The organism is Brachybacterium sp. JB7 (assembly GCF_003335205.1).
GTDB lineage: Bacteria > Actinomycetota > Actinomycetes > Actinomycetales > Dermabacteraceae > Brachybacterium > Brachybacterium alimentarium.
The window spans coordinates 237,355-254,018 of sequence record NZ_QPGN01000001.1; the positions used below are offsets into that span (position 1 = coordinate 237,355).

A 16,664-nucleotide genomic window follows, 5' to 3' on the forward strand; every position below is an offset into this window, starting at 1 on the left:
TCAGAAGACGGGACGCCCACCGGTCACACCGAGCACGGTGCCGGAGACATAGCTGGCCTCCGCCGGGCTCGCCAGGAACACGAACGCCCCGGCGCACTCGGCCGGCTGACCGGCGCGTCCCAGGGGCGTGTTCGCCCCGAACTCGACGTAGTCGTCGGACTCCCTGGTCGCGACGTTCAACGGGGTCCAGATCGGCCCCGGGGCGACGGCGTTCACACGGATCCCCCGAGGTCCCAGGTCGGCCGCGAGGTTCACGGTGACGTTGTTGATGGCTGCCTTGGTCGCCGCATAGTCCATGAGCGGCACCGAGGGATCATAGGACTGGATCGACGAGCAGTTGATGACGCTCGCCCCGGCGTGCAGGTGCTCCGCCGCCTCCTGGGTGATCCAGAACAGGGCCTCGAGGTTGGTGGTCAGCGTGCGATGGAGCCGCTCGGAGGCGATGCCCGCGAGACCCTTCGGCTCGGCCCGGCCCCACTGGAAGGCGGCGTTGTTGACCAGGATGTCCAGTCGGCCGAACTCCTCGACGGTGCGGGTGACGAGGGAGCGTGCCGTCGTCTCCTCGCGGAGGTCGCCGGGCAGCAGGAGCGCACGCCGATCGGCGTCCTGGATCCAGGCCGCCGTCTGCTCGGCGTCCTCCTGCTCCTCGGGAAGGTACGAGATCGCCACGTCGGCGCCCTCACGGGCGTAGGCGATCGCGACCGCCCGGCCGATGCCGGAGTCCCCGCCGGTGATCAGGGCGACCAGACCCTGCAGACGACCGTGGCCTTCATAGGTGCGCTCACCGTGATCGGGGACGGGACGCATCGGTGCGGTGAGGCCTGGCGGCTGCTGGTCCTGCGCGGGGAACGACGGCTCGCCGCCGCGGGTCGAGAGGTCGCGAGCTCTCCGGGCGACCTCGGAGGGCAGGGACTGCTCAGCATGCTGAGGCATGGGAACTCCTTCGTCGAGAACGGGGCTCGTACGTCGAGGACACGACCGATCCGCTCACGGTAGCGCTCGGCGCCGGCTCGATCACGGGACGGAACGAGCGGTCGGCCCGCTCAGACCAGCCCGAGCTCCCACGCGGTGCGGACCGCGGAGGCGCGATCCCCCACGCCGAGCTTCTCGTACACGTGCATCAGATGGGTCTTCACGGTCGCCTCGCCGATACCCAGCCGCGACGCCACGGCCCGGTTCGTGCAGCCGTCGGCGACGAGCCGCAGCACCTCGGCCTCCCGAGCGCTGAGCTGGACGCGCGTGCCGCCGGACCCGGTGAGGGCCGCGAGCGCGGCCGGGGCGAGCACCGCGCGGCCGGCGACCAGATCGTGCACGGCGCGGGTCACCTCGTCGCCGGGGGTGTCCTTCAGCAGATAGCCGTCCGCGCCCGCCTCGAGCGCACCGCGGATGTCCCGGTCCGTGTCGTAGGTCGTGAGCACGAGGATCCTCGGCGCGCGGGGATCGCGGGCTCGCAGCGCGCGGATCGCCTCGATGCCGTTCGTCCCGGGCATGCGCAGGTCCATGAGCACGACGTCCGGTGCGGCGGCGGCGATCACCGCGAGGGCCTCTGCACCGTCCGCGGCGGTTCCGACCACCTCGATGCCGGTGTCGGCACCGAGCATCGCGACCAGGCCGTCGCGCACCACCGGGTGGTCGTCCACGACGACGGCACGCACCGGGGCCCGTGCGCTCATCGCGGCACGCTCGCCGTCACGGTGCACCCCTGACCGGGCGCGGAGAGCACGCGGAGGCTGCCGCCGGCCCGTCGGGCACGGTCGGCCATGTTCGCCAGGCCGTGGCCCCGCGGAGCATGGTCCGCCTCGAATCCGGCGCCATCGTCGCTGATCCGCAGGAGCGACCCGTGCTCGTCCCCGGCGAGGGTCACGGTGACCGTGGTGGCCCCGGCGTGCCGGGCCACGTTCGCCAGGGCCTCCTGGGCGATGCGCACCAGGACGTCCCCATGAGGGCCATCGCGCGTCGCCTCGTCGGCATCGAAGGTGGCGACCACCCGATGGGTCCGCGTCCAGCGGGCCACGAGCCCCGACAGCGCGTCGACCACGTCGGTGTCATGGAGCTGGTGGGGACCGAGCGCCTCCACCGCACGCCGGGCCTCGAGCAGACAGTCGCGTGCGGCCTCCTCCGCCACGGTGACCCGATGACGTGACTCGGCGTCGATATCCGGGCCGACGGCCTCCAGCTGCCGGATCACCCCGATGAGGCCCTGGGCCACGGTGTCGTGGATCTCGCGGGAGAGCCGAGTGCGCTCCTCGTCGGCCCCCGCCCGTCGCGCCCCGGCGATCAGCTCGTCATGCAGCTCCGCGTTCTCCGCGTTCACGCGGCCGACCTCGATCAGCGCATGCTCCCGCTGGGCGAGGACCCTCTCGCGCTCGGCGGCGAGGAACAGCATCCCGGCAGCCAGCAGGAGGTTCACCACCGCGAGGCCCACGAAGAGTCCCGTCTCCGCTCTCACCACATGGATGCCGCCCACCTGGCCGACAGCGCACAGCAGCGCGGTGGCCACGACCACGGCGCGTGCTCGTGCCCCGTCGAGGAATCTCGCGGAGTCGAGATATCCGACGAAGGCATAGATGCAGGTGAGCGGGTTCAGCAGCAGCCCGATCGCCACCAGTGCCACGTGAACCGAGTACAGCGCTCTCAACGCGGTCGAATCCTGACCGGTCCGGCGCAGGACCGTCTCCATGACGGCGCGCAGGCCCAGCAGCAGGGTCGTGGGCACCAGGGCCCACAGCACATGCTCGGGCAGCAGCCACGACTGCGCACCGATCCAGCCCACCGCCCAGGCGACCAGCAGCAGCACCGGGGGCATCCATACGCCGAGCATCGGGTCGAGCGGCCGTGACGAGGTCCCACCGGTGGGACCCCGGGGTGCGCCCGGGGCCGCGGTCCCGACCCAGGCAGGATCGAGCGCAGGGAATCGTGCCATGGCGTCCAGTCTTCCCTGGGACCCTCGTCGGCGCCAGGGCACGGGCATCCGCCGATCGGTGGATGCGTCGGCTCCCGATCGGCCGAGGCGCACCGGACTCGGCACCCCTAATGTCGAGTGCATGTCCCAGAGCCTCTCGCCCGAGCCCACGGAGACGATCCCCGCCCGGGCTCCGACGACCCGACTTCACCACCTCGACGCGCTGCGCGGCGGCGCCCTCCTGCTCGGCGTGCTGCTCCACGCCCTGATGCCCTTCCTCCCCGGCGGCAACTGGCTGGTCGACGACGCCCACGAGTCCTGGGCGGCGGCAGGCGCGGTCGGCGTCATCCATCTGTTCCGCATGGCGCTGTTCATGATGCTGGCGGGCTACTTCGGCCACATGGTGCTGCACCGCCGAGGCGTCGCGGCCTATGTGAAGGACCGTCTCACCCGGATCGGGCTCCCCCTGGTCGCCTTCTGGCCCGGACTGTTCGCGCTCATGATCGCCGCCGTGGTCCTGAACGGGGTGGTCCGCGGAGCCGCACCGATCGCCGCAGCGGACACCGGCCCTGCTGCGACCCCCGGATTCCTCGCCGTGCCCACGATGCACCTGTGGTTCCTGCTCCTCCTGCTGGAGATCGCGCTCGTCGTGGTGGCGGTGAGAGCCGTCCTGCTGCGGATGCTGGGCACCGAACGAGCCGCCGGAGCCGCCGGACGGATCGGTGGGGCGCTCGCCTCGCCCGTAGGCGTCGTGCTGGCCGCGGTGCCGTACGCCGCAGGTCTCATGGTCCAGGAGAGCAGCGACGCCAGCATCATCGAGCCGTACACCCTGGTCCCGGTAGCCGGGGCCAGCATCGGCTACAGCGGCGCCTTCCTGGCTGGCTGGTTCCTGCGAGCGCGATCCGGATCCCTGGCCCGGCTGGAGCGCCAGTGGATCCCGCAGCTGGTGATCGCTGTCCTGCTCAGCCCGCTCGCGCTGGCGGCACCGATGTTCGCCCCTGCGCTCCTGACCGCCGCGTTCGCCGCGCTCGCCGGCTGGGCCTGGGTGTACGGGCTGCTCGGACTCACCGCACGGCTCGTGCAGCGTGCGATCCCCTGGGTGCGCTACCTGACGGACGCCTCCTACTGGATCTACCTCGTCCACTTCCCCCTGCTGCTCCTCGTCGAGGTGCCGCTCGCCGCGCTCGGCGCGCCGATCCTGCTTCAGCTCGCCGTTGCTCTGATCGTGGTGATGGCGGTCCTTCTGCTGAGCTACGACCTCTTCGTGCGCTCGACCTGGATCGGCGCATGGTTGAACGGGCACCGTCGGCCGCGGGCCGTCTTCGTGCGCCGGTGACGATCAGGGCTCGTGGTCCCCGCTCAGCCCTTCACGCCGCCCGCCGCGGCGAAGCCCTGGCCCAGGCTGCGGCCCAGGAACAGGTACAGCGCCACGACCGGCAGCGAGTAGAAGATCGAGAACGCGGCGAGCTGTCCGTAGGCGACCTGACCGTACTGCGAGGAGAAGGTGTACAGGGTGACGGCCGCCGGCAGGTTCTCCGGGCTCAGCAGCAGCATGAACGGGACGAAGAAGTTGCCCCACATGCTCACGAAGGTGAAGATCGTGGCGACCGCCAGGCCGGAGCGCATCAGCGGGATCACCACCGACCACAGGGCACGCAGCACCCCGGCGCCCTCCGTCCACGCGGACTCCTCGATCTCGACCGGCACACCGTCCATGAACCCCTTGGTCAGGAAGATCGCGTACGGCAGCGAGCTCGCACCGAGGAAGAGGATCGCCCCGCCCATCGAGTCCACGAGGTTCACCTGCACGAACAGCGAGTAGACCGGGATCATGATCGCGGTGATCGGCAGACCCGTGGAGAAGATGACGGTCAGCAGCAGGGGGCGCTTCGCCTTGAACCGGAAGCGTGACATCGGATAGGCGCACAGGATCGCCGCGCACATCGTCACGATCGTCGCGCCGCCGCACAGGATGAGGGAGTTCAGCAGCGGCCGGAACGTCGTCTCCGCGTTCCAGATGGCGGAGAAGTTCCCCAGGCTCCAACGGTCGGGCCAGGCCACGGACAGGGAGGCCTCGGTGTCGAACGAGGCCAGCACGACCCAGAGCAGCGGCACCACGAAGCCGAGACCGATCACGATCATCACCACGGTGCTCGCGACCGACGCGCTGCGTGCACGGGATCCCTGCTTCGCGGCCTTCGGGGTGGCTCTCGTCCGACCCTGCGGGCTGGTACGGGTGGTCGTCGCGCTCATCGCTTGTCCTCCTCCGGCAGCAGACGCAGGTACACGATCGAGGCGACGGCCCCGATCAGCAGCAGGAGCAGGGCCACGGCGGTGCCGTAGCCCAGCTGACCGTAGGAGAACGCCTGCTCGTACATGTACAGGGGCAGGGTCTGGCTCTGCCGGGCCGGACCGCCGCCCGTCATGATGAAGATCAGTCCGAAGACCGACAGGGTCTGCAGGGTCGTCAGCATGAGGTTGGTCGCGATCGCCGGCCGCATCAGCGGCAGCGTCACCGATCGGAAGCGGCGGACGGGCCCGGCCCCGTCGAGGGCCGCGGATTCGTAGACGTCCCCCGGCACGGAGCTGAGCGCCGCGGAGTAGACCAGCATCGAGAACGCCGTCCCGCGCCAGATGTTCGCGAACGACACCGCCAGGATCGGTGCGGTGAACAGCATGTCCTGCGCCGGGAGTCCGACCGAGGTGAGGAGGGTGTTGAGGCTGCCCTCGCTCGCGAAGAAGGTGTAGAGCAGATAGCCGGCCACCACCTCGGGGAGGATCCACGCCGCGATGATGAGGGAGGTGACCAGGAAGGAGACCACCCGGTTGGCGCGCTCCATGAGCAGGGCCAGGAGCATGCCCATCACGTTCTGACCGATCACGGCGGAGACCACGGTGAAGATCAGGGTCAGGCCCACCGCGTTCCAGAAGTCCCCGTCGGTGAAGGCGTCCATGAAGTTGTCGAAGCCGACGAAGCTGGTCTCGGCCGCCCCGTCCCCGCGGATGGCACTGTCCGTGAAGGCGAGGTACAGCGAGTAGATGATCGGGCCGAGCATGAAGCCGATCAGCAGCAGTCCGGCGGGCACCATGGGCAGGGCGCGCGAGAGGGTCAGGCGGTCTCCGAGATGGCTGCGGCGCCGACGTGGCGCCGGGCTGCCGGCCCGGGCGGCGACGGGTGGTGCATCGGTGGTCATGCGGTGGCCTCCTGCACGTTCTCGGGGCCGACGATGTCGGTGACGGTGGCGTCATAGGCGGCTGCGGCGGCCTCGGGCGTGGATCCCGTCATGACGGCTTCCATCGCCTCCTGGAGCGCCGAGGAGACCTCCGGATAGGCCGGCAGCGCAGGGCGGTAGTAGGCGCTCTCGAGCAGGTCGGTGAAGTACTCGACCGCCGGCGAATAGCTCGCGTACTCCTCGCGTTCGGCGACATCAGCACGCACCGTGATGTGGTTGTCCGCGATCGCGTACTTCACGAGGGTCTCGGTGGAGACCAGCTTCTGGAGGAAGCCGAAGGCGACCTCGCGATCGGTGACGTGCTTCGGGATGGACAGGCCCCAGCCGCCTGCGAGGGTCACCGTCCCGGTGCCGCCGCCGTCCTGGGTGGGCATGTCCGCCAGACCGATCACGTCGGACCATTCCGGCCACGGCGTCGGGGCGGTCTCGGTCCAGTTCTGGGAGATCCAGGACCCGTCGATGAGCATCCCGAGCTTGCCGTCCGGGAGCAGCGAGGAGTAGATGGTCTCGGAGATGTTGGGATCCAGGTGCTGGCCGAGCGAGCCCGTGAGGTCCTCGTCGAACAGCGTCTTGAGGAATGCCAGCGAATCCACGAAGCCCTGACTGCCGAGGACCCACTTCTCCGCCTCGCCGTCGTAGAGGCCGGTGCCGTCGCCGGTGCCGTACATGAACATCTCGAAGCCCTGCATGGACGCCTTCTCGCCCTGCGGGGTGCCGGCGAACATGAAGAAGGGGATCGCCTCGCTGTCGGAGTCGCGGATCGCGCGCGCCGCCTCGAGGATGTCGTCCCAGCTGCCGGGCTGCCAGTCCTCGGGCAGGCCCGCCTCGGCGAACACCTCGCGGTGGAACCACAGCGCGCGGGTGTCGGTGGTGATCGGCACCCCGTAGATCTCGCCGTCCTCCCCCGTGACGGCGTCCTTCGAGGCGTCGGCGATGTCGTCCCAGTTCTCCAGGCCCTCGACCAGGTCGGTGATCGGCTGCAGATAGCCGGCGCCCACGTCGGAGAGCAGGATGAACGAGTCCTCGTAGACCAGATCGGGGCTGGTGCGCGGGGAGCTCATGAGGAGCTCGTTCTTGGTGAAGTAGTCGTTCTCCGCCGCCACGATCGGGACCAGTTCGACGACCAGATCAGGGTTCTCCGCGGAGAACTCCTCGGCGGCTGCGGAGATCCACTCCTCCTTGATCGTGCCGGAGCCGAACTGCTGGAAGGCGATCCGGATCAGGTTCGGATCCCGCGAGTTCCCGGAGCATCCGGCGAGGGCGGCCAGAGGGAGCACCGCTGCGACGCCGGCGGTGTAGCGCAGGAAGGTGCGGCGGCCGGTGGGCAGCCGGTGGGGTGGTCGGTGGGCCACGAAGACCTCCTCGTCGACGTCGTTCACGCGCTTGAGCCTAACCGGTGCGAGGCGGATCACAAATCATCGGCTCGGCGCGGCGACGTGCGGACCTCCGTTCGTGACCAGGATCGATCGCGGCGATGCCGGTGCATGCGCTCACGCACCGAGCGCCGCCCGCGCCGGGAGCAGACGGATCAGGGCCGGACGCGCGCCCGTCCGACCCCCTGGGCGCGCTCGGCATCGGCATAGCGCATGCCGGCGGGCACCTGCGCGAGCTCGAACCAGCGCGCGGCCCGCGGGAGCAGGCGCACGTCGTGCCAGGGGATCTCGAAGCCCGGTGCCTGCCAGAGGGTCAGCGCGATGTCGGCGCGACGTCCCGCCGCGACGAGGGTGAGGCGTCGCAGGCGCGAGAACGGATGCGGCTCGGCCCGGGCGACGTCCGGGATGGCGACCACTCCGCCGAGGTCCAGCGGCCACACGGTCTCCCCCCAGTGCAGCTGCGCCGCGTCGGCGGTGCCGACGATGACCGCGGGCGGGCGCAGGTCCCCTGCACCGACGGTGGCCGGCGGGAGGGCGGTGCCTCGGGCGAGGGCGTCGTGGCGCACCCAGGCGCCGGGCAGCACGATCCGCCCGGCCACTTCGACGTCGATCAGCAGGGAGTCCGCGAAGGGCTGCAGCGGTCTGCTGAGCCGGCCGGCCCGTGCCATGTCCCGACGAGGGGCGGCGAGGACACGCATCACTGCCATGTCGCCCTCGCGGTCGGACAGCGGGAACGCGGCACGGGTGCCGGGCAGCGGATCGACAGTGCCGTCGCGACGGCGCAGCGGTGCCTCGGGGCTCATCGACGGAACCGTGCTTCGGGGCGATCGGCCAGGACGATCTGCAGCTGCGCCAGGAACCGATCGTTCATCGGCGGCGGGTCCTCGAGCGGGAACCAGCGGGCCTCGGTGTTCTCCCCGTCGGCCGGATACGGCTCGCCGCCGGTGTGCTCGCACACGAAGCACAGGTCCAGGAACTGGGCGTGGTCGCCGTTGGGGAAGGTGAGGGGCGGATGCGTGCGCACGTCGACGAGCCGCAGCGGAGCGCAGTCCACGCCTGCTTCCTCGGCGACCTCGCGGACGGCCGCCGAGGCGGGCTCCTCCCCGGGATCGATGATGCCGGTGACCGGGGTCCACGCCCCGGTGTCGGCGCGGCGCACCGCGAGCATGTGCTGCCTGTCCGCATCCAGCACGAAGGCGGTCACACCGGGCATCCAGAGCAGGTCATGACCGACGTGCTCGCGCAGGGCGAGCACGAAGTCCGGGGTGGGCATACGACTCCTCGGGGGCTCTCTCAGGGACTCGACGAACGGTCAGGTGCCGACGACGAACGGGAGGGCGACCGCGCCGAACATCAGCAGCGACACCAGCAGCCAGCCGACGATGAAGAGCACGCCGATCCCCAGGAGCACCCAGAAGATCAGCCAGCCGATCTTGGTCATCTGCCGCGCGGAGCGCGAGTCGCTGTCCAGCTGGACGAGGGCGATGATGCCGAAGACCGACGGGATCATCGCCCCGCACAGGAATCCGACGACGATCAACATGATGGCGCTGGTCTGGAGCGACCCGCGGTCGACGGTGTGTTCCGGATCCTGGACGGGCATCGTGCTCCTCGTGGCGGGGACGGCGGGAGGGCTGGAAAGCTGGAGCGGTGGGGAGAGCTGGAGCAGTTGGAGCGGCTGGGGGCCTGGTCAGTCGCGGCGCTTCTCGCGGATGCGCACGCCGATGACGATCGGCGAACCGGTGAAGTCGAAGTCCTCGCGCAGGCGACGCTCGATGAACCGACGGTAGCCGTGCTCGAGGAAACCGCTGGCGAAGATCACGAAGCGGGGCGGACGCGTGCGCGCCTGCGTCGCGAACAGGATGCGGGACTGCTTGCCGCCGCGCAGCGGGTGCGGGTGCGCGGCCACCAGCGTCCCGAGGAACGCGTTCAGGCGGCCGGTGGGGATGCGGACGTCCCAGGACTTCAGCGAGCGCTCGATCGCCGGGACCAGCTTCTCCGCGTGGCGACCGGTCTGGGCGGAGATGTTCACCCGCGGTGCCCAGGCGACGTGGGCGAGATCGCGCTCGATCTCGCGCTCGAGCTGCTTGTGGCGCTCCTCGTCGATCAGGTCCCACTTGTTGAAGGCGAGCACCAGCGCACGGCCGGACTCGAGCACCATGTCGATGATCTTGAGGTCCTGCGTGGAGATGGGCTCCGAGGCCTCCAGCAGCACCACGGCGACCTCGGCGCGGTCCAGCGCGGCCCGGGTGCGCAGCGAGGCGTAGTAGTCGGCGCCCTGCGACTGCAGCACGCGCCGGCGGATGCCGGCGGTGTCGACGAAGGTCCAGTCCTTGCCACCGAGGGTGATCCGCTCATCGACGGGGTCGCGGGTGGTGCCCGCCTCGTCGTCGACCACGACGCGGTTCTCCCGTGCGAGACGGTTCAGCAGCGAGGACTTCCCGACGTTCGGCCGTCCGAGCAGCGCGACACGACGCGGCCCGTGGTCGACGGCGGCGCCGCGCCCTTCCTCGGGCATCACGGCGACCATGGCGTCGAGCATGTCCCCCGAACCACGGCCGTGGAGCGCGGAGACCGGGAAGGGCTCGCCGAGCCCGAGGTTCCACAGCGCGGCGGCCTCGAGCTCGCCGCGGGGATCGTCGACCTTGTTGGCGACCAGCACGACGGGGCACTTCGCCTTGCGCAGCACCTTCAGCAGCTGCTCGTCGGTGGTGGTGATCCCGACGTTCGCGTCGACGATGAACAGGACGACGTCCGCCAGGGAGATCGCGACCTCGGCCTGCTCGGCGACGCGATAGGACATGCCCTGGACGCGATCCTCCCAGCCGCCGGTGTCGACCAGCCAGAAGTCCGTGCCGGTCCACTCGGCCTCGTAGAAGACGCGGTCGCGGGTCACCCCGGGACGGTCCTCGACGACGGCCTCGCGGCGGCCGAGGATGCGGTTGACGAGGGTGGACTTGCCGACGTTCGGACGACCGACCACCGCGACCACCGGGAGGTTGCGCTGTTCGGTGGGCCGGGGACCCTCGCCCTCCTCGCCCAGGAGCAGCTCCATGTCCTCGTCGTCGAGGGCGTAGTCGCTCAGCCCGGCGCGCAGCGCGGTCTCCACGTCCTCGTCCGACGGGCCGTCGGCGTCCCGCTGGCCGGGTGCCCCGACGGCGCCTGCCGACGGGGTGCGGACGACGGGCTCCGGGGCGCCGTGCTGCTCCTCCTCCTGGGCCGACTCCGCCTCGGCGACCAGCATCAGCACCTGCTCGACCACGTCGTCGATGCCGAGGCCGGTGGTGTCCAGGTCGTGCACGCCTTCCGCGGCGGTGAGGAACTGGGAGACCTCGGAGTCGTCGCGGTCGCGGCGCAGCACCTGATCGGCCATCTGGGCACGGGTCTCCTCGGTGTCCTCGAGCTGCAGCTCGGAGGCGCGGCGCCGCATGCGCTCCTCGTCGGACGCGGTGAGCAGGATGCGCACGTGGGCGTCGGGCGCGACGACCGTGGTGATGTCCCGTCCCTCGGCGACGCAGAAGCCGCGCTCGGCGGCGGTGCGGAACAGCACCTCGCGCTGACGGCGCTGCAGGATGGGGCGCACGAGGGTGTTGGTGGCCACTGTGCTGACCTGCTGGGAGATCCGCGGTTCGCGGATGGCGGCGGTGATGTCCGTACCGCCGACAGCGACGGTCGCCCCCGCGGGATCGGTGCCCAGGTCCAGGTCGAGGGACTCGGCGACCGCGGCGACGGCCTCACGGTCGGAGAGGTCGACCCCCTGGTCCAGGCAGAACCAGGCGATCGCCCGGTACATGGCGCCGGTGTCGAGCATCCCGCCGTCCAGGGCGTCGGCGACGAGGCGAGAGACGGTCGACTTGCCCGATCCGGCAGGACCGTCGATCGCGATGGTGATGCCGGACTCGGAGCCGGGCATCGCGAGGGCAGAGGGATCGTGCGGCGCGCTGGTGTGCATCGTTCAAGGATACGGGGAGTTCACGCCTCCGCGACGGTCCAGCCGCGTTCTCCGAGCGATCGGGTGAGCAGCTCCTCACGGGTGGCGTCCACGGCGACGTGCGCGAGCCCGACGGCACGGCCCAGTTCGTGCTCGAGACGGAGATCCTCGAGGTTGACCCCGATCTGCCCGATCTCGGTGAGCAGCCTCGCGAGCTCCCCGGGACGGTCCGGGACCAGGACGGTCAGCGTCGCGAACGCGTCGGTGCGGCCTCCGTGCTTGCCGGGGATCCGTCGCACCCCGCGGTTGCCGTCGGCGACCAGCGACGCGAGCGCCCTGCGCGATCCGATCGACGGGTCCGGGGAGCCGCGCAGCGACTCTAGCGCCCCGATCACCCCGTCGAGCCGATCGCGCACCTCGCCGAGCACCCCGGCGACCGAGGCGGCGTTGGCGCCGAGGATCTCCACCCATAGCCGTGGGTCGGAGTCGGCGATGCGTGTGGTGTCGCGCAGACCCTGCCCGGAGAGGCCGAGGGCCGTCTCGGTGGGTGCGAGCAGAGTGCTCGCGAGCAGGCTCGACATCACCTGCGGGACGTGGGAGACCTGGGCGACCGCGGTGTCGTGCGCGGCGGCGTCCATCGTGACCGGCACGGAGCCGATCTCGGTGGCGACGGCCTTGAGCGCGGTCACCGCCTCGGCCCGGGAGCCCTGGTGCGGCACGATCACGAAAGGACGTCCCTGGAAGAGGTCCCCGCGGGCGGCGATCACGCCCGAGACCTCACGGCCCGCCATGGGGTGGGCGCCGATGTACCGGGGAAGGTCCTCCCCGCGGGCGAGTGCGCGCACCCCTTCGAGCACCGTGGTCTTCACGCTCGCGACGTCCGCGACGACGGCCTGCGGCCAGGCGCGCAGCGCCCGGTCGATGACCTGTGCGGCCACGTCCGGCGGTGCGGCCACCAGGACGAGCTGCGGGTCCGGGTCCTCGGGCGAGGGCAGCGAGCCCACGCCGAGCTCGACGGCGAGCGACCTGGTGCCCGGGGAGATGTCCTCGACCTGCACGGCGGCACCGGAGCTGCTCAGCGCCATCCCCAGCGAGCCGCCGATCAGGCCGGTGCCGATGATCCGCACCGGCGAGGGCACGAGAGTCGTCACAGACCCACCTCGGCCATCAGCGTGCCCAGCTCGCGGCCGGTCAGCTCGCGGGTCTCCCCCTCGTCGAGGTCCCCGAGCACCACCGGACCGATCCGGGTGCGCACGAGGGCGGTGAGCTCGAAGCCCTGGGAGGCGAACATGCGGCGCACGATCCGATTGCGGCCCTCGTGCAGGGTGATCTCGACGACGGCCTCACGACCGTTCTGCGCGAGCACCCGGGCGCTGTCGGCGCGTGCGGCGCCGTCGTCGAGCTCCACTCCGTCCCGGAGGGTCTTCACCAGGCCCCGGGGCGGGCCGCCCGGGGCGTCGAAGCGGCACACGTACGTCTTGTCGACCTCGAAGCTCGGATGGGTGAGCCGGTGGGCGAGGTCCCCGTCATTGGTCAGCAGCAGCAGACCCTCGGTCTCGTAGTCGAGCCGGCCCACGTGGAAGAGGCGATGGGGGTAGCGCTCCGCGAACTCCGTGAGGTCGCGCCGCCCTTCCGGATCGCTCATCGCGGAGACCACGTGGCGCGGTTTGTTGAGCACGACGGTGACCTTCGCGTCGTCCAGCTGGAGGCGCCGCCCGTCGACGTGGAGCACCTGGGTGGCGGTGTCCACGCGCACGCCCAGCTCCCGCACGGCGACGCCGTCGACCATCACCCGGCCGGTCGAGATCAGCGTCTTGCACGCGCGGCGGGAGCCGAAGCCGGCGCGGGCGAGCACCTTCTGGAGGCGCTCCCCCTCCGCACGGTGCAGATCCGGTCCCTCGCCGCCCCTGTCCGCAGGCGCGGGACGCTTCGTGCCCTCGCCGTCGCGCAGCTTCACGTTCCGGGGCGGCGTGAAGGCGCTGCGTCGTCGAGGTCCCCGGCCCTGGGGGCCCTTCGCGGCGGCCATCAGGCCGCGGCGCCGCGAGCGATGAGCTCCCGGGCCAGCTGCCGATAGGAGTCGGCGCCCTTGGTGGAGGAGGCGAAGGAGATGATCGGCTCGGCCGCGACGGAGGCGTCGGGGAACTTCACCGTGCGGTTGATCGTGGTGTGGAAGACCTTGTCGGGGAAGGCCCCGACAACGCGCTGGCACACCTCACGGGCATGCAGCGTGCGCGGATCGAACATCGTGATGAGGATCCCGTCCATCTCCAGGCGCGGGTTGATCCGGTCCTGGACCTTCTCGATGGTCTCGACCAGCAGCGCCACACCGCGCAGTGCGAAGTACTCGGCCTCCAGCGGGATGATCACGCCGTGGCTCGCCGCGAGCGCGTTGACCGTCAGCAGTCCCAGGGACGGCTGGCAGTCGATGATGATGACGTCGTAGTCGTCGACCACGGGACGCAGCACGCGGGCGAGCGCCATCTCGCGGGCGACCTCGTTGACGAGAGTGACCTCCGCGGCGGAGAGGTCGATGTTCGCCGGCAGCACGTCGAGGTCGTCGGTCGAGGTCGAGCGGATCACCTCGCGCACGTCGTGGTCCCGCTCCATGAGCAGGTTGTAGACGGTCACATCGAGGTCGTAGGGGTTCACCCCGGTGCCGGCGCTCAGTGCGCCCTGCGGGTCGAGGTCCACCAGCAGCACCTTGCGCCCGAGCTCGGCGAGAGCGGCTCCGAGGTTGATCACGCTGGTGGTCTTCCCGACCCCGCCCTTCTGGTTCACCATCGAGATGATGCGGGCCGGTCCGTGGCCGTCGAGCGGTGCTGGCTCCGGCAGCTCAGGCATCGGTCGACCAGTGGGTCCGAGGTCGATGTCCAGCTGCTGATTGGAGGTCGAGCTCACGTCGGTGTCCTGTCGTCGGCGTCGTAGGGCGGTGCGCGGGCGGGAGGAGCCGTCGTGCCTGCCGACGGGCTCCGGACCCAGCCCGGGAAGAGGCGGCTGCATGCAGTCGCCGGAAGATCGGCGACGACGCCCGCTGATGGGGTCGTGCGGGGTCGCCGTGCCGGACAAGTCTAAGCCCCTCGCCGCGCCCTGGGGTGGGCACCGGCATGGGTCTCCCGCAGCGAGTCCACCGTCACCTGCGTGTACAGCTGGGTGGTGGTCACCGATGCGTGCCCCAGGAGCTCCTGGACGCTGCGCACGTCGGCGCCGCCGTGCAGCAGATGCGTCGCATAGGAATGACGCAGCGTGTGCGGGCTGATCGGGGTGGGCAGCTCCCCCAGCTCGGCGTCCTCAGCAGCTCGCTGGACCACCTGCCAGGCGGCCTGCCGTGTGAGGCGGGTCCCGCGGGAGCCCAGGAAGATGGCCGCGGTGCCGGCGCCGTGAGCGGCCAGGGCGGGACGCCCGCGGGTGAGGTACGCGTCCAGGGCCTCGAGCGCGTAGCGTCCGACCGGCACGATCCGATGCTTGTCCCCCTTGCCGCGCAGGATCACGCAGCGCTGGTCGCGGTCCACGTCGTCGAGGTCCAGCCCGATGGCCTCGGAGATGCGGGCTCCGATCCCGTAGAGGAGCTCGAGCAGGGCCCGGTCGCGCAGCGCCCTCTCGGCGGAGTCCCGCCCGGTGCCGGGGCTCCCGGCGGCCGTGAGCAGGGCTTCGACCTGGTCGATGGACAGCGGGTGCGGCAGCCGCGAGGGGATCGACGGCGTGGGGACCAGACGCGAGGGGTCCCCGGTGGTGGAGACCCGCTCGGCGTCGAGGAAGGAATGCAGGCCGCGCACGGCGGCGAGGGCCCGGGCGACCGATGAGGCCGACAGCGCACTGCCCCCGTCGCTCCCGGTGCGCAGCGTCTGCACCCAGTCCGTGAGCCGCTGCGGATCCACGTCGGCGGGGTCCACGTCCTCCCGGGCCAGTTCGGCGAGATATCGCTCGAGGTCGCGACGGTAGGCCGACAGCGTGTTCTGCGAGAGCCCGCGCTCGATGCGCAGATGGCTCAGGTACTGCTCGAGGATCCGGGTGTCCCCCGGGCGCAGCGTCTGCTCCCCGGAGGACGACGGACCGCTGCTGGGGGTCACCTCGAGATCACAGCACGACGAACGGATCGATCGCGAGGGCGACGAACAGCAGCGTCAGGTACGTGATGGAGCCGTGGAAGACCGTCATGGGACCGAGCTTCTTGCCGGTCAGGCCCCGACGCACGCGCACGGCGTACCGGATCACGAGGAACAGGAACCAGGCGCCGACGGCGACGGCGCTGACGCCGTACACCCAGCCGGTGTGGCCCAGCGGGATGATCGCGAGGCTGGACGCGACCATGAAGACCGTGTGCATGATCATCTGCCGGGCGACATTGCTGCGCGCAGCGACGACCGGGAGCATCGGCACGCCGGCGTCGGCGTAGTCCCTGGAGAACTTCTCGGCGAGCGGCCAGTAGTGCGGCGGCGTCCAGAAGAAGATGACGAGGAAGAGCAGCACGGCGGTCCAGGAGACCGTGCCGGTCACCGCCGACCAGCCGATCAGCACCGGCATGCAGCCGGCGATGCCTCCCCAGACGATGTTCTGACTGGTGCGGCGCTTCAGGATCATCGTGTAGAAGACCACGTACAGCAGGATCGCGCCGAGCGCGAGGGCAGCGGATGCCCAGTTCACGAGCACGCCGAGCCAGACGCTCGAGAAGATCGACAGGACGATGCCGAAGATGAGCGCGGCCCGCGGGGTCACCACACCGGTGACCAGCGGACGGTTCTTGGTCCGCTTCATCTTCGCGTCGATGTCACGGTCCAGGTACATGTTCAGCGTGTTCGCACCGCCGGCGGCGAGATACCCGCCGACGACCGTGGCCACGATCAGCCACAGCGAGGGGAACCCTCCTGCGGCCAGGAACATGGTCGGGATCGTGGTGATGAGCAGCAGCTCGATGATGCGCGGCTTGGTGAGCGCCACGTACGCCCGGATCACGGCCCCCGCAGTGCGCTGCGGAGAATGCTCACCGCCCGGGCCTGCGTGCCGGATCGAAGCTCCCTGGGTGGCGGTCACCGCCCACCGTCCTTCCCCTTCTGAGCGCGACGATGTCGTCGCGTGAACGACCCCAGTCTAGGCCGTCACGGAACCGGGACCCAGTGTTCCCGGGGTGAGTCCCCGCACCGTGACGGTGACCTACGGAACCTCCGGGGCCCTCCCGGGCGGCGGTTCGCCCCGTCCGCGGGGCAACAGGCTGAACAAAAGAGGTGATC

At 70.8% G+C, this 16,664-nt stretch carries 16 protein-coding genes; 1 reads left to right on the forward strand and 15 read right to left on the reverse strand.

Annotated elements, in window-relative coordinates; all coding sequences use genetic code 11:
* The 3 genes from CIK81_RS01065 to CIK81_RS01075 all read right to left on the reverse strand — a co-directional run bounded on the left by CIK81_RS01065 (position 1) and on the right by CIK81_RS01075 (position 2,923).
* Entirely contained in the window at positions 1–933 is a 933-nt protein-coding gene (locus CIK81_RS01065; protein ID WP_114328423.1) for an SDR family oxidoreductase, read from the reverse strand.
* A 110-nt stretch (positions 934–1,043) separates the two neighbouring features.
* Positions 1,044–1,673 (reverse strand): response regulator transcription factor, encoded by a 630-nt coding sequence (locus tag CIK81_RS01070; protein ID WP_114328454.1) that lies wholly within the window; start codon positions 1,671–1,673, stop codon positions 1,044–1,046.
* Positions 1,670–2,923: a sensor histidine kinase gene (locus CIK81_RS01075; protein ID WP_158541869.1), complete on the reverse strand. Its 1,254-nt coding sequence runs from the start codon at positions 2,921–2,923 to the stop codon at positions 1,670–1,672. Before CIK81_RS01075 ends, CIK81_RS01070 begins: the two co-directional genes overlap by 4 nt.
* Positions 2,924–3,044: 121 nt before the next feature.
* Between CIK81_RS01075 and CIK81_RS01080 the strand changes: the two genes are divergently transcribed.
* The gene (locus CIK81_RS01080; RefSeq protein ID WP_114328425.1) at positions 3,045–4,238 is read left to right on the forward strand and encodes an acyltransferase family protein; all 1,194 of its coding nucleotides are present in this window, start codon (positions 3,045–3,047) and stop codon (positions 4,236–4,238) included.
* Between the two features lie 23 nt (positions 4,239–4,261).
* Here CIK81_RS01080 and CIK81_RS01085 read toward each other — a convergent pair whose 3' ends face one another.
* The 12 genes from CIK81_RS01085 to CIK81_RS01140 all read right to left on the reverse strand — a co-directional run bounded on the left by CIK81_RS01085 (position 4,262) and on the right by CIK81_RS01140 (position 16,467).
* Positions 4,262–5,155, reverse strand: coding sequence for a carbohydrate ABC transporter permease (locus CIK81_RS01085; protein ID WP_096163153.1), 894 nt, complete (start codon positions 5,153–5,155; stop codon positions 4,262–4,264).
* Positions 5,152–6,096 (reverse strand): carbohydrate ABC transporter permease, encoded by a 945-nt coding sequence (locus tag CIK81_RS01090; protein WP_096163154.1) that lies wholly within the window; start codon positions 6,094–6,096, stop codon positions 5,152–5,154. The genes CIK81_RS01085 and CIK81_RS01090 overlap by 4 nt, the downstream gene beginning before the upstream one ends.
* Positions 6,093–7,487 (reverse strand): extracellular solute-binding protein, encoded by a 1,395-nt coding sequence (locus CIK81_RS01095; RefSeq protein ID WP_096163216.1) that lies wholly within the window; start codon positions 7,485–7,487, stop codon positions 6,093–6,095. Before CIK81_RS01095 ends, CIK81_RS01090 begins: the two co-directional genes overlap by 4 nt.
* Before the next feature lie 176 nt (positions 7,488–7,663).
* Positions 7,664–8,311: a hypothetical protein gene (locus CIK81_RS01100; RefSeq protein WP_096163155.1), complete on the reverse strand. Its 648-nt coding sequence runs from the start codon at positions 8,309–8,311 to the stop codon at positions 7,664–7,666.
* Positions 8,308–8,781: an NUDIX domain-containing protein gene (locus CIK81_RS01105; protein ID WP_096163156.1), complete on the reverse strand. Its 474-nt coding sequence runs from the start codon at positions 8,779–8,781 to the stop codon at positions 8,308–8,310. The genes CIK81_RS01100 and CIK81_RS01105 overlap by 4 nt, the downstream gene beginning before the upstream one ends.
* A 39-nt stretch (positions 8,782–8,820) precedes the next feature.
* The gene (locus tag CIK81_RS01110) at positions 8,821–9,111 is read right to left on the reverse strand and encodes a hypothetical protein (protein ID WP_114355286.1); all 291 of its coding nucleotides are present in this window, start codon (positions 9,109–9,111) and stop codon (positions 8,821–8,823) included.
* Between the two features lie 87 nt (positions 9,112–9,198).
* Positions 9,199–11,460 (reverse strand): bifunctional cytidylate kinase/GTPase Der, encoded by a 2,262-nt coding sequence (gene der, locus CIK81_RS01115; protein ID WP_096163158.1) that lies wholly within the window; start codon positions 11,458–11,460, stop codon positions 9,199–9,201.
* Between the two features lie 20 nt (positions 11,461–11,480).
* Positions 11,481–12,590 (reverse strand): prephenate dehydrogenase, encoded by a 1,110-nt coding sequence (locus CIK81_RS01120; protein ID WP_096163159.1) that lies wholly within the window; start codon positions 12,588–12,590, stop codon positions 11,481–11,483.
* Positions 12,587–13,465, reverse strand: coding sequence for a pseudouridine synthase (locus tag CIK81_RS01125; protein WP_114355287.1), 879 nt, complete (start codon positions 13,463–13,465; stop codon positions 12,587–12,589). The genes CIK81_RS01120 and CIK81_RS01125 overlap by 4 nt, the downstream gene beginning before the upstream one ends.
* Positions 13,465–14,280: a ParA family protein gene (locus CIK81_RS01130; protein ID WP_241963889.1), complete on the reverse strand. Its 816-nt coding sequence runs from the start codon at positions 14,278–14,280 to the stop codon at positions 13,465–13,467. The genes CIK81_RS01125 and CIK81_RS01130 overlap by 1 nt, the downstream gene beginning before the upstream one ends.
* Before the next feature lie 227 nt (positions 14,281–14,507).
* Positions 14,508–15,506 carry a site-specific tyrosine recombinase XerD gene (locus CIK81_RS01135; protein WP_096163162.1) on the reverse strand — a complete coding sequence of 333 codons (999 nt, stop codon included), beginning with the start codon at positions 15,504–15,506 and terminating at the stop codon, positions 14,508–14,510.
* A gap of 7 nt (positions 15,507–15,513) precedes the next feature.
* Positions 15,514–16,467, reverse strand: coding sequence for a heme o synthase (locus tag CIK81_RS01140; protein ID WP_158541870.1), 954 nt, complete (start codon positions 16,465–16,467; stop codon positions 15,514–15,516).
* Positions 16,468–16,664: the final 197 nt, after the last annotated feature.